At 32.6% G+C, this 12203-nt stretch carries 16 protein-coding genes; all 16 read right to left on the bottom strand.

Annotation, left to right across the window (positions count from 1 at the left end; translation table 11 throughout):
* Window positions 1-52 precede the first annotated feature (52 nt).
* Window positions 53-1048, bottom strand: coding sequence for an NAD-dependent epimerase/dehydratase family protein (locus tag ACKI32_RS04510; RefSeq protein ID WP_407413930.1), 996 nt, complete (start codon window positions 1046-1048; stop codon window positions 53-55).
* Window positions 1049-1062: 14 nt separating this feature from the next.
* A complete protein-coding gene (locus ACKI32_RS04505; protein WP_407413928.1) occupies window positions 1063-1698 on the bottom strand; it encodes an HPP family protein in 636 nt (211 codons plus the stop codon).
* A gap of 13 nt (window positions 1699-1711) precedes the next feature.
* Window positions 1712-2539 carry a 4Fe-4S binding protein gene (locus ACKI32_RS04500; protein WP_407413926.1) on the bottom strand — a complete coding sequence of 276 codons (828 nt, stop codon included), beginning with the start codon at window positions 2537-2539 and terminating at the stop codon, window positions 1712-1714.
* A gap of 45 nt (window positions 2540-2584) precedes the next feature.
* The gene (locus tag ACKI32_RS04495) at window positions 2585-3526 is read right to left on the bottom strand and encodes a carbohydrate kinase family protein (protein WP_407413924.1); all 942 of its coding nucleotides are present in this window, start codon (window positions 3524-3526) and stop codon (window positions 2585-2587) included.
* Between the two features lie 9 nt (window positions 3527-3535).
* Window positions 3536-4426 (bottom strand): formylmethanofuran--tetrahydromethanopterin N-formyltransferase, encoded by an 891-nt coding sequence (locus tag ACKI32_RS04490; protein WP_407413922.1) that lies wholly within the window; start codon window positions 4424-4426, stop codon window positions 3536-3538.
* A gap of 12 nt (window positions 4427-4438) precedes the next feature.
* Window positions 4439-5485 (bottom strand): hypothetical protein, encoded by a 1047-nt coding sequence (locus tag ACKI32_RS04485; RefSeq protein ID WP_407413920.1) that lies wholly within the window; start codon window positions 5483-5485, stop codon window positions 4439-4441.
* A 4-nt stretch (window positions 5486-5489) separates the two neighbouring features.
* The gene (locus ACKI32_RS04480; protein WP_407413918.1) at window positions 5490-6857 is read right to left on the bottom strand and encodes a 4Fe-4S binding protein; all 1368 of its coding nucleotides are present in this window, start codon (window positions 6855-6857) and stop codon (window positions 5490-5492) included.
* The gene (locus ACKI32_RS04475) at window positions 6854-7882 is read right to left on the bottom strand and encodes a 4Fe-4S binding protein (protein ID WP_407413916.1); all 1029 of its coding nucleotides are present in this window, start codon (window positions 7880-7882) and stop codon (window positions 6854-6856) included. Before ACKI32_RS04475 ends, ACKI32_RS04480 begins: the two co-directional genes overlap by 4 nt.
* Window position 7883: 1 nt before the next feature.
* The gene (locus tag ACKI32_RS04470) at window positions 7884-9008 is read right to left on the bottom strand and encodes a nickel-dependent hydrogenase large subunit (protein ID WP_407413914.1); all 1125 of its coding nucleotides are present in this window, start codon (window positions 9006-9008) and stop codon (window positions 7884-7886) included.
* Window positions 9005-9454, bottom strand: a complete 450-nt coding sequence (locus ACKI32_RS04465) for an NADH-quinone oxidoreductase subunit B family protein (protein WP_407413912.1) — start codon at window positions 9452-9454, stop codon at window positions 9005-9007. The genes ACKI32_RS04470 and ACKI32_RS04465 overlap by 4 nt, the downstream gene beginning before the upstream one ends.
* 12 nt (window positions 9455-9466) lie before the next feature.
* Window positions 9467-9859 (bottom strand): DUF1959 family protein, encoded by a 393-nt coding sequence (locus tag ACKI32_RS04460; protein WP_407413910.1) that lies wholly within the window; start codon window positions 9857-9859, stop codon window positions 9467-9469.
* A 10-nt stretch (window positions 9860-9869) separates the two neighbouring features.
* Window positions 9870-10172: an energy-converting hydrogenase subunit EhaL family protein gene (locus ACKI32_RS04455; protein ID WP_407413908.1), complete on the bottom strand. Its 303-nt coding sequence runs from the start codon at window positions 10170-10172 to the stop codon at window positions 9870-9872.
* Window positions 10173-10180: 8 nt separating this feature from the next.
* The gene (locus ACKI32_RS04450) at window positions 10181-10435 is read right to left on the bottom strand and encodes a hypothetical protein (RefSeq protein ID WP_407413906.1); all 255 of its coding nucleotides are present in this window, start codon (window positions 10433-10435) and stop codon (window positions 10181-10183) included.
* On the bottom strand, window positions 10432-11304 hold the full coding sequence (locus ACKI32_RS04445; RefSeq protein ID WP_407413904.1) for a respiratory chain complex I subunit 1 family protein: 873 nt from the start codon (window positions 11302-11304) through the stop codon (window positions 10432-10434). The genes ACKI32_RS04450 and ACKI32_RS04445 overlap by 4 nt, the downstream gene beginning before the upstream one ends.
* A 9-nt stretch (window positions 11305-11313) precedes the next feature.
* Window positions 11314-11529: a DUF788 domain-containing protein gene (locus tag ACKI32_RS04440; protein ID WP_407413902.1), complete on the bottom strand. Its 216-nt coding sequence runs from the start codon at window positions 11527-11529 to the stop codon at window positions 11314-11316.
* A gap of 7 nt (window positions 11530-11536) precedes the next feature.
* A partial coding sequence (locus tag ACKI32_RS04435; protein ID WP_407413900.1) for a hypothetical protein occupies window positions 11537-12203 on the bottom strand: 667 nt, incomplete at its 5' end.

Raw genomic sequence — 12203 nt, 5'->3', positions numbered from 1 at the left:
AAAAATAAGGAAAAATCCCAAAAATCTAAAAAGAAGATTTTTAGGAAAGTTTTTAGAACTCAGCGGATTCTTGAATATTATCCCAGTTTTCACAGAACCAGTCATGAGTTCTTTCAAGACCATCATCGAAGGATACTTTTGGAGAATATCCTAAAATATCCTTTGCCTTTTCAATGGAAGATAATAACTTGGTTTTTGCATCCCAATCACGACGGGCAACATAATTAATACCTGCTTCGTTTCCAGTTAATGCATTAATTTTGTTAGCCATATCGATTACTCTGTGATCTTTTCCAGACCCTAAGTTAATAGCTTCACCTATTGCTTCTTCTTCAATACCCATTGCAACTAATCCATTACAAATATCATCAACAAAAGTCCAATCTCTTGTTTCTGACCCATCACCAGTAATAGGTAATGCTTGTCCGTTTTTAGACCAATACATAAAGTTTGGAATTACATTTCTATATTTTCCCGGAACTTCACCTGGGCCAAATACATTGAAGAATCTTGCATTAACAATGTCCATATCATATAAATTGTGGAAATAATTAGTATAAAGTTCACCGAGGAGTTTAGTTACTTGGTATGGGGTGTGAAGTGAAATAGAAATATCATGCTCTTCAAAAGGCATTTTTGAGTCAAGTCCATAAACACCACAACCTGATGAAGAATAAACAAACCTGTTTACACCAGCCAATTGCGCATACTGAAGTACTTTTAAAATACCTATACCATTAACCATTAAATCTTTTTCAGGATTATCTACACTGTTTTGATTTGCAAAGTGTGCTGCAAGGTGATATACATAGTCTGGTTTTTGTTTAAATACTCTTTTAAGTACTGCATCATCCAATATATCTCCCTGAATAAATTCAATGGCCTCTCTATCGGCAATATTCCATTCATATGCTGAAGACAAATTATCCAATATAATTACTTTTTCAGCACCTAAATCTGCAAATTTACGTGTTAGATTACTTCCAACACAACCAGCTCCACCAGTAACAAGGATTGTTTTATCTTGATATTCGTTATATTCATTCATAATTATCACTTTAATTATTTTCTTGCTCTTCCTACTCTGCGAGCAATTACCATTTCTCCAACAGATATTAAACCTGCAAAGAATTTTTCTAAACCACCAGTTGCCCAGATAGCTTCACCAAATGTAGCATTCATGATATTGGCTTCATATTCTTCAGGAGTAATTTTTACACCAGTGGTTTTTTTAGATACTAAAGCAGATGCAGACATTAATTCTTCCCAAGTTACACCTTTTAATTGATGTTGCATTGCTTTATATAATTTTTCGACCTTAATATCATAAAGGTCAGATAATAATTCAACAATATCACAAGCACGAACCATACCTATAACTTGATTATCATCATTAACGACAGGTACTGTTACGAACTTATTATTTGCAGTTAAAATTACTGCTTTTCTTGCAGGATCATTTTCATGAACAGTAGCGATTTCTTCATAGTCACTCATTATTTCAGAAATTTTATCATTACCTTCCCTTAAACCTCTAGTAATGTCAAATGATGTAATCCATCCTACTAATTGTTTTTTTTCATTAACAACAGGACAAGTAAAACGTCTAATTTCTTCCATTACTTTTGATACTTCAACTACAGCATCATTGCAGTTTAAGTACACGAATTCTTTATCCATTAATTCTTTAGCTCTCATAAACAAACCCCATTTATTCCATTTCAATTCTCTTTAGTGCACCTACAGGACAATGATGAGTACATTCTATACATCTTATACATTTATCATTGTCAAGAACAACCTCCCCATCAACTAACTCAATAGCTCCTGTTGGACAGTTTTCTTCACATAAATAACAATTAACACACGATTCATGATCTACTTCAATAACCCTACTATGGACTATAGGACCAATATAGCGATCTAATTTTATTGCAAAGTCATTTAATGAGATTTCAACACAAGCTCCACAGCCAATGCACATTTTTTTGTTAATATGTGGATATAATTCATCATCAAGCAATTCGATGCCCAAATCCATATTTCTTTCTTCAAAAAATTCTCTAAATTGAAGAGTAAATGCATTAGTAGGACATAATGTTGCACAATCAGCCCAATTTGTATCAATTGAATAATCAATTGAAATTTCATTCATCCTAATTACCCTATGAGGATATCTGACATTAGATAAATTGTATTCAACAACCTCACGTTCATCTTCCCCGTCATAAACAACCGAATTTTTAATTAATTTAATTGCAGAAATAGGGCAGGATTGAACGCAAATTTCGCATTTGACACATTTATCTGTTATTTTAGCTATTCTAAAAATATTAGCTGGTTCAATTGCATTAACTGGACATTGCCCAACACAGGTATTGCACCTCACACATTTTGGTGCTACAGCTATGATTTCTTGTTCTGTAGAAAAATTATCTAGTTCAAATTCAAAATCATCGCCATCATCATCTAATTCAACAGATTTGAGAAGAACTTCACGTTCTAAGCTTTTTCTCTGTTTTATAAAAGACACATTCATATTATTACCAACTAAATAACTTTTTATTTTAATAATTTATAAATTTTAATTTCCTAAAAGAAAATCCTCCAAATCTTTTAGTGAAGGAAATTTCTCCATTCCAAATCCTTCAATTGACTTACTTGCAACCCAATTACCAATTTTACAGGATTTTTCAAGATCATAGCCTTTTAAAAAGGAATATAAAAATCCGCTATTAAAACTATCACCCGCTCCAGTAGTATCTACAACATCACATTTGAAAGATTCAACGAAACATTCTTGTGAATTATCCATTGCAAATACTCCTTTTGAGCCTTGTTTTATAACAACAATCCCTATTCCAAAATCTAAAAGACTAATAGCTAACTCTTTTAGAGAAGCTTCATTATTATCAAATAATAATCTTAATTCTGATTCATTGATGAGTAAAATATTACATCTCTCCAATATCGGCCTTAACTGGTCGAATCCTTTTTTAACATAAAGCATTCCTGGATCAAAACTTAATATTGCATCATCATTTAATTTTTCAAGTAATTCTATTTGAGTTTTAAATGAATCTCCAACAAATGATGTATAATGCATTATTTTGCATCTCATGATGTTTAACGGATTTATCTCACCAATTTTAATTTCATCATTAACACCAGGGTCAATGTATAAACATCTCTCACCATCTCTATCCACAAATCCTAGGCACTTTCCAGTTGAACCAGATTCTGAGTAAATTAAATTATTAGAGTAAACTCCATTGATAGCCAAATTATATTCTATTAAATCACCGTCTTCATCTTCAGCTATTTTTCCAATGATTGATGTTGAACAACCTAATCTGGACAAACCTATGATAGTATTGGCTGCTGAACCTCCCGGAGTGTCAGTTTCGCTTTTAATGAAACTTTCTTCATCACAACCTGCAATATTTTCAACTGAATAGAGCTTATCCACATTTAATGCTCCAAATCCAATTACCTCTGCATTCAAATCATTATCAAATATTTCCATTTTAAAACCTTACTTTAAAACATCTAATAAATTTATATTTTTATCCCCAAGTTTTCCATCAAAATTACCTGCAGATATCCCAACTACACCTTCAAATTCTAATGCTGCATCAATACCTGCTTTAACAGCTTTATTCATTACATCTTCGCTAACAGCATTGATTACAACTTCTGGAATATAGTTAACACCATCCGGAACTTTAGAAATATCTCCTAAAGAGTCTTTTAAAGACGGGCAGTAAAAATGATTAGTAGTTGGTCCAATTTCCGGATAATTAGTTTCTGGTTTAGAAGCAGCTGAACAGATATCAAATGGAGTAGTGGCACCTTCAATATCCATTATAGCATCAATGATAGCTTCACCAGCATTTAGTACTGCTTCTTGAGTTGAGCACAAATACCAGAAATTACCTCCCATTATACCATCATTAATTTTAAATTTCTCTTCAATTTGAAAATCGGGAACTGCAATTGGAACATTTATCATTTTTCTTCCATATTCATCCACAATCCATTCATAGCCATCACCACAATGACCTACAATATCCATCATTTCAATATAATCATCACTTTCATCATCAGCATAATCAAAAATACGAGTAAATGGTTTAACTAAAATATCTTGTCTTAATCTGTAGGATAATTCAAATGCAAATTTTTCCACATTATCTCCATCTAACCAATATTGAACAATTGCGCCAAATCTACCATCAGGAGTCTGTGATTCATCCAAAAAGCCTTCAACCCCACCTTCAACTCTTCCAATAACTGCACTTGGAGTTGAAGTAGAATCATATGCTGCTCTTTTTACAATAACTTCAGTAGGTCCTGTTATTAAAGCCCTAACATATTTTCCTTCAAAAGCTTCAAAGAATGTGTCTTCAACTTTATCATAATTCATTTAATCACCTAATTATCCTAATCCACCTATATCCTGACCACGAATATTATTTCGCATTTCTTTACTTATTTTTAATATCTCATCAAAGTTTTCTTTTGTGATAATTTGAATTATCGGATAATTATTATCACTAAAAGTTGTAAAAAACTTATTAGTAATGTCTAAATCAATATTGTAGTCATTGAATAATGTTTTTAAATCATCACAATTATTATATCCATTAATAAATTTCAATACTTCATTTTTATTATTATTTACATAAATATTAGCAATGACAGCCGTAGTAACTGCACTTGGAGATACAATAGCAATTTCTGCCACTTTTAAAGGATATTCATTTCCATTAAAGGATATACTTATTCCATTATTTTTGCGAGCGAATTCTAATGGCTCAACATCAGTGATACTGTCACCTATATACAGCATTTCATTAATGTCAATGTTATCCCTTTCGATTATATAGTCAATAGCTAATTTTTTTCCTTCACCACCAACAACTTCAACATCTTTAATATTTTCATAAAATCCCATTTCCATGATTTGGTTAAAGAAAATATCGTCAAATAATTCATAATCCCCAGGATTTTTCAATATTATCTGTTTAAACTCATTGATTTTTTCATTTTCCCCATCAGTTAAAGAAAGGTTATCTAGATTGACCCTTGTGTAAAATGTATTTTTGAAAGGGACTTCCATATAATTAGAAACAGCTTCAATATATTGGCCGTAACTAGTGCTAACTATGTACGTATTCATCGCTTTCTTCAAGTAACTTAACAGGAATTTTGAATCGTTAACAGCATAAATATGATTTTGTGAAAAATCAACCAGATTATCATTGGTTAAGTTTTCTTGAATAAAGAAAGGCAAAATTAACTTTAAGGTATTGCCCGCTTTGTAATTTTCTTTTTTTACAATATCAGCTAAATAATCATCATACAAACTAAGAATTTTAAATAATTCTCCTCCATTTTCAATAAAATGCTCTGCTAACTCAAAAGCATTATCATTCAATGTTAATGGTCCTTCACAGTCTGTAATAAATGATTTTTCAAACATCAAATCACCTAAAGTTAACAATTCTAATTGCATCTAGCGGACAAATTGCTTCACAATTTCTACAATAAATACATTTTTCTTCATCAAAGTCTATTTTATTCACGTCCAATGTTAAAGCATCTGTTGGACAGTTTTTAACACAAATTGCGCATGCTTGACATTTTGTACTTGAAAGTGAGAAATCACCAAGTCTTTGAGTGTGCAAGTAAGATCTTGCATAGTATAAATCAGTGTCTTTACTGTAGAAATAATCATCATATGCGCCAATTGCATCGAATTTACATTGTTCTACACATTTACCACAATATATACAATCTTCTGTGATTTCTATTGGATTTGGTCCATTCAATACAATTGCCTCTGTAGGACATACATTTAAACAATCCCCACATGCAATACATTTTTTATCATAAACTTCAATATTTCTATCCATTAAATATGAACCAAACAGTTTAGAGAACTTATCTATCTCAATACTTGTATCAAGACTGATTTTTAGTTCTTTTTCCATCATGTCATTAACTTTACACTCAATGAAGTTTTCAAAGTTTTGATCATCGAATTCCAAAGCAATGGATTTACCTACTTTTTCTAAAACTTTATTTAAACTAATCAAATCAAGAGATAATCTTTTAATATCGTGATCAATAATTCCAGACACAATATCAAATGATTTTATCTCACTATACATTTTATAAGCTTTTTTACGTGAAGAGTACTTGATAGCTGTTGATGGGCAAGAATGCATACATTCCTCACATCTTGCACAGTACCCTGGATTAATATATGGTAATTTGTTTGTACGACCAACATTTATAGCTCCCATTGATGGGCAAACTCTTGTACATGTCATACATCCTATACACTTATCCTGATTAATGACAACAGCTTTACCTCCTTTAACAGTTTTAGGAAGTAATTGGCCGTATTTAATTGCATCAGTTGGACATACTCTAAAACAATACCCACAACGAACACATGAATCTTTATCTATTTCACTGTGAGGTTCTTGTTTTCCATCAGCCACAATATGTATTGAACCGTTCTTACATGCTTGAACACATGCTCCACAAGCCTTACATAATTTAACATTAATGTTTGGAACATTCTCTTTTAAAGGAGGGTCCATATGAACATCAAGAGATATGGCATCGTGAGGGCAAGCATTACGGCACAACACACAACCAAAGCAAGTATTTTTTATTTTAACAAGCCCATCATCATTATCCATATAAATTGCGTCAATCGGGCATGATTCAAGACATGGTTTATCTTTACATTCCGCACATCTTGTTTGGTCGATTAAATAATCAACATCAACGTGTCTTAATGGTCTTGGTGTTTTAGTATAACTATCAATCATAACACTCACTCCATGAATATATTCTCATTTAAATTTGACGCTTTAACGGTCGTATGAATAATCTTATCATCTTCTAGTGAAAATTTAGCAATGAAATATTTGATTACTGAAAATGGACATGTTTGATAACAAATACTGCAACGTAAACATCTATCTTTATCCCTTACAATAGTATCCTCTTTTTCATCAAAAGAGATACATTTTGTTGGACAATCTGGAATACAAAGTTGACATTTTTTACAATTATCTTTGTCCCAATCAATAATTCTAATTTTAAGCCTATTGACTGCATTGCTTATTATTTCCAATGCAATTTCATCATCTGGAATGATTTTCAATGCCTCATCCCAAATATCTGAAAGTGGCACTTCATATTGTAGGAGCCCATCTTTTTCAAGTGCCCTTAAATCTTCTTCTTTATTATTAATGTAATCTTCAAGATAATTTACACATAAAAGGATTAAATCTTTTTGATCTTGCAAGTTATCAACAAATACGCCTTTCATTGCACCATTAACCGGACAAACATCTAAACAATCTCCGCATGAAATACATTTTAGCTGATCTACAACCAATTTACCATCAACAAGACTTATTGCATCAACAGGACATTGTTTCATACATTTTTTACATTTAATACATAGATAATCATCTACAATGTATTGTCTTTTTGATGGAATAATATTGAATTCTGGAAGAATTAAATGGTTTAAACCACATTCTAATGTTTTAGGATTAGTTGGACACACTTCTGCACAAAAACCACAACGGATACATGCACCAGGAGTAATTATAGGATAAGTTAATCCTTCTCCAGTCTCATCATCTTTTTCCCTTACAATTTTTATTGCATTTGGAGATGGACATGAAACGGTGCAAGCTCCACAACCTATACAATACTCTTTGTTAACTTTAGGGAAATCTCTAAATCTTTCTGGCTTTTCAGCAATTTCCGGAGAAGTTTTTGCATCAGTAAATGCATCCGTCCATGCTTTTCTTGCAAAATCATAAATATACCAAATTAGAGATGACATTTTATATCACCTCATCAAATTTTTTAATGGCTGTTTTTCCATGTTCATTAGTTATAGCCACTCTTTCGGCACATGCAACACAAGGATCACTTGTAGCATAAGTTGCAACTGCGTCTGCAACAGTTGGAACGTCACGAATCATATATTTTGCACATGAATCCATATTAGCAATACTTGGAGTTCTAATTGAAATATTTTTAATTAGATGTCCATTAGTTTCAATCATATAGGTAACTTCCCCACGAGGAGCCTCATTTCTTCTCATTGCATAACCTGATTTCAAATCAACAGGAGTACGTACTTCACCATCAGGCATATTTTCAATAGCTTGCCTAACTAAACTAATGGATTCTGGAATTTCATCAAATCTAGTTAATGTTCTTGCGTAATTATCTCCTTCAGTTCTTCTAATTACCTTAAAATCAAAGTGATCATCATAAGTGTAATGCCCAACTCTATAATCTTCTTTTACTCCAGAAGCCCTTCCAATAGGACCTACAGCGCGTCCTTTAATAGCTTCTTTTTTAGTCATTACACCAATTCCTTTACATCTTAATGCCAAAGCAGGACCCTCTGCAAATAATGCACGGGTTCTTTCAAATTCTTCTTCTATTTTATTGAGGTTTTCAAGTATCGGTTTGAAATGACGTTCGTCAGCATCCATTCTAACTCCACCAACAACATTCCAACCCATATTAACCCTATTTCCAGTTAAAAGTTCAATTGAATCCATCGCATATTCCCTTAACTCTAGAACACGCATAAATAATGTTTCATGATCCATTGATTTGAAAAATGTGGAGTTTCCAAGTAAATGGCTTTGGATTCTATCAAGTTCATTTGCAATAACTCTTAAGAATTGAGCTCTTAATGGAACATCTACATCGGAAATTTGTTCAATAGTTTCTGCAAATGTTTGTGTGTGCTCATATGAACATATACCGCATACACGTTCTGAAAGATAAATTCCTTTCTGCCAAGTTTGCCCTTCAATTATTTTTTCAATACCCCTGTGAACATAACCATATTCAATTTCTGCTTTAACAACACGTTCACCTTCAGTTTGCAGTTTTAATCTGATAGGTTCTTTTAAAGCTGGATGAATCGGACCAATAGGCACTATCATTGTCTCTCCCTCCCCCTGTCAGCAATAGCTTGAGGACCAACAGCTATAATAGCTTCTAGAATTTCACTAGGTCTAGGTGGACATCCCGGAATTTCTGCAGCCACTGGGATGAAATTAGATGCAGGAGCATGTACATGACCGCCCTCCTGATTGAATACATCACCAGAAACTGGACAGTTTCCAACAGCTACGGCTATTTTTGGTTCGGGAGCTTTATCATAAATTCTTTTTAAATTATCGACCCATTGTTCTGTAACTGCACCAGTTAACAATAGGACATCAGCTTCACGAGGATTGTTGTGAACATAAATACCATATTGCTCTAAATCGTATCTTGGAGATAATAATGCCACACATTCAACATCGCATCCATTACATCCCCCACAATTTACGATGCAGACATGAATTGAGCTTTTTCTCACAACATCCCTAATAGCGTTTAACATTGTACTCCCTCTTTAATATTTAGTCTCTTTTTTTAATAATTCAAATAATTCTAATCTGCCTTCTTTAAGTGCTTCTTCATAAGATTTACCATTTTTTACTTCTTGAACCAGTTTGTATTTAAGATTTTTACTTTCTTCTCTTGGAATAACCTCTAAAGTATCAACAAACCAACATAATCTTAAATCAGCATTAAATTTTTGATACATACAGATATCTTCTGCGGATTCAAATGTAGCATGTAATGCTTGAAGAGAATCCATATCGAATAAATCAAAGAAAACATCTTCTAATTCATCAACAGTACAATTAAATTCCTCTGAAAGTGGAACTATAATATCCCTTTGCCAAGCATAACTTTTAATAATTCTTTTTTGCATTAATCTTAATTTAGCACCATCATCCATTGAAATCACATCATACTGTAAATCTTAATAATAAATATAAAATAATTGCGATAATCAACCCTATAGCAGTTTCTTTTCTACCATATCCAGGCCTTTCTCCCATTACAAATCCGCCCAAAGCAAAACCAATTGCAGATAAAATAACATTGCCTGAATTAAATGCTAAAACCCAACCAACAATCGAAATTAAGGCTGCAAGGACATTTAATTTAGTAACTGCAACAAATGGTTCACCATGTTGTTTATAGCTGTATACTAAACCAAGAATGGAACCAACAGCAAATGCAAGTATATAAATCATATAATCTAACATAATATCTCCTACATTGGTTTATAAAGTAATATAAATGAACAGATTATTGCTATAAGTGTTATAACAAAACATACTTTCTCAATACTTTCAATCTTATGTGAAAAATTACCTTTAGCCAATAATGCAAATATTGCTAAAATAATTCCAATAATCACTATTGGAGCTAGTGTAACTGAATGGAAAATTACTGCTAAACTACCAACAACTATTACGCCAATAGCAACCAATGAAGTTAAATAAACAATAACATCTTCACTATTCATACTACCACTCCAGTAAATATCATTATAATTGTTCCAAAGAAGCATATTGCTCCAATTGTAATTTGAGTCATCACAGAATGATTTGGACTTAAAAGCGGAGTTGTTGCATTAATAAATCCAGTGATAAATGTAATTACAATCATTCCAATCAAATAACCCACTGCAGTTAACGGGCCAAAGAATATTGTTAAGAATACCCATAACAAAACATACCAAGCAATGGACTCTGAAAACAACATGAACCCTCTTAATAATCCAAAATGCTCGGTTTCAAATCCTGAAATTAAAACTTTGTCCTTTGTAATTGCAAACGGAGAGTATGGGGATTTTGTAATAATTAACATGAAGAACATTAAAGCTGCAAGTGGAATTGAAAATACTAAAGGACCATGAACACCTTGATAAGCAATAATTTCACCTATATTCATCGTGCCAGTTACCAAATATACAAATACTATTGCCGCAAATAATGGAAGTTCAGTTGCTGCTGATAAAACTGCCCTGACACAACTTAATTTACCATATGGTGAACCGGAACTAGATCCTGAGTTATGCTCAACAATTTTATAAACTGCATAAACACCAAATAAGATTAATAAGGAATCATGAGCAACAGGACCTGCAATAACCCCAACAATCCATATCAATGCAAGAATAAATACAATACCAATATAAAATACCTTTGATACTGTTTTTGGGATTGCAGTTTCCTTAAAGAAAAATTTCAAAGAGTGTATTAACTGCTGGACAATAGGTGGTCCCGGACGTTTTTGTACACGTGCCATTACCTTTCTGTGAAGACCTAAAAGAAGGCTTCCCGCAAGAAAAGCGATAATAACATTGATTAAAATATTTGCCATCAAATTCATAATACCACTCTAATACCCAGTGAACGGTTCCCTCACTCTTTCTTCTGCATCTTCAGGTTTTGGCTTGGCCATTGTAAGAAGACCAAGAGATAAAACCCATAATGGAATACCAAATATAGCTATTGTGTAAACAATCCATGCTTCAAAGTTAATCACTAAACAGGAAAGGATAGCTATTGTTGATAATGCCAATAATAGAATACAAATGATTTTTTGATTTGCCATACTCTCACTACCACAATACCAATAATAATATTTCAACAGCTCTTACAATAATAAATAATGAACTTAAGTGAATAATAACAATATAAGGTGATCCTGCAGTCCTGAACATTTCTGCCTTACTTGCAAAGAACGGCGCAACTCCACTTTCACCTAAAATACCAATCAGCATCAGTACTGCACCAAAGACCACCATCGGACTTGCAGACATCTGTGAGAGTACTGCAAGTGATAATGTTCCTGTTGATGCAAGAATAATGGCCGCACCTCCAAATAAAGGAAGACTACACATCATTGCAATTAAACCGTAATTGAATGCTGAGTTTAAAACGCTGGTTTGTTTTACGGCTGATACGATACCAATATTAAGAATACCTACCAAAGCCATGAACAGTGTAAAATTGAATAAATCTCCAGTTATCATTGCACCTGCTGATGCGATACCGCAGATTACAGCCAGAAATCTTCTTTGCTTAAGTTCTTTTGGACCAACTTTAACTTCAGTATTATATAAATAATGCATAGTAGCTTCAACTTGAGTTTCAGGTTTACTTATACCAATAAGTACGGTAAAACCAAGTAATACTGCAAACAGGAATAAATTAAACGGAGTTAAGTATAATACAATGTCTCCAAGCGGAATTGTTCCAAGCAAGTTTCCTCCAAGTGTAACGAAA

It is taken from the genome of Methanobrevibacter sp., assembly GCF_045611865.1.
In the GTDB taxonomy this organism is placed as follows: domain Archaea; phylum Methanobacteriota; class Methanobacteria; order Methanobacteriales; family Methanobacteriaceae; genus Methanocatella.
The sequence above is the reverse complement of the archived record's forward strand: the minus strand, read 5'-3'. Positions and strand labels throughout refer to the sequence as shown.

Excerpts from the sequence above, each read along its gene's own strand:
- ACKI32_RS04510 (WP_407413930.1), bottom strand. The coding sequence starts at position 1,048 with ATGAATGAATATAACGAATATCAAGATAAAACAATCCTTGTTACTGGT.
- ACKI32_RS04505 (WP_407413928.1), bottom strand. The coding sequence starts at position 1,698 with ATGAGAGCTAAAGAATTAATGGATAAAGAATTCGTGTACTTAAACTGC.
- ACKI32_RS04500 (WP_407413926.1), bottom strand. The coding sequence starts at position 2,539 with ATGAATGTGTCTTTTATAAAACAGAGAAAAAGCTTAGAACGTGAAGTT.
- ACKI32_RS04495 (WP_407413924.1), bottom strand. The coding sequence starts at position 3,526 with ATGGAAATATTTGATAATGATTTGAATGCAGAGGTAATTGGATTTGGA.
- ACKI32_RS04490 (WP_407413922.1), bottom strand. The coding sequence starts at position 4,426 with ATGAATTATGATAAAGTTGAAGACACATTCTTTGAAGCTTTTGAAGGA.
- ACKI32_RS04485 (WP_407413920.1), bottom strand. The coding sequence starts at position 5,485 with ATGTTTGAAAAATCATTTATTACAGACTGTGAAGGACCATTAACATTG.
- ACKI32_RS04475 (WP_407413916.1), bottom strand. The coding sequence starts at position 7,882 with ATGTCATCTCTAATTTGGTATATTTATGATTTTGCAAGAAAAGCATGG.
- ACKI32_RS04470 (WP_407413914.1), bottom strand. The coding sequence starts at position 9,008 with ATGATAGTGCCTATTGGTCCGATTCATCCAGCTTTAAAAGAACCTATC.
- ACKI32_RS04465 (WP_407413912.1), bottom strand. The coding sequence starts at position 9,454 with ATGTTAAACGCTATTAGGGATGTTGTGAGAAAAAGCTCAATTCATGTC.
- ACKI32_RS04460 (WP_407413910.1), bottom strand. The coding sequence starts at position 9,859 with ATGGATGATGGTGCTAAATTAAGATTAATGCAAAAAAGAATTATTAAA.
- ACKI32_RS04455 (WP_407413908.1), bottom strand. The coding sequence starts at position 10,172 with ATGTTAGATTATATGATTTATATACTTGCATTTGCTGTTGGTTCCATT.
- ACKI32_RS04450 (WP_407413906.1), bottom strand. The coding sequence starts at position 10,435 with ATGAATAGTGAAGATGTTATTGTTTATTTAACTTCATTGGTTGCTATT.
- ACKI32_RS04445 (WP_407413904.1), bottom strand. The coding sequence starts at position 11,304 with ATGAATTTGATGGCAAATATTTTAATCAATGTTATTATCGCTTTTCTT.
- ACKI32_RS04440 (WP_407413902.1), bottom strand. The coding sequence starts at position 11,529 with ATGGCAAATCAAAAAATCATTTGTATTCTATTATTGGCATTATCAACA.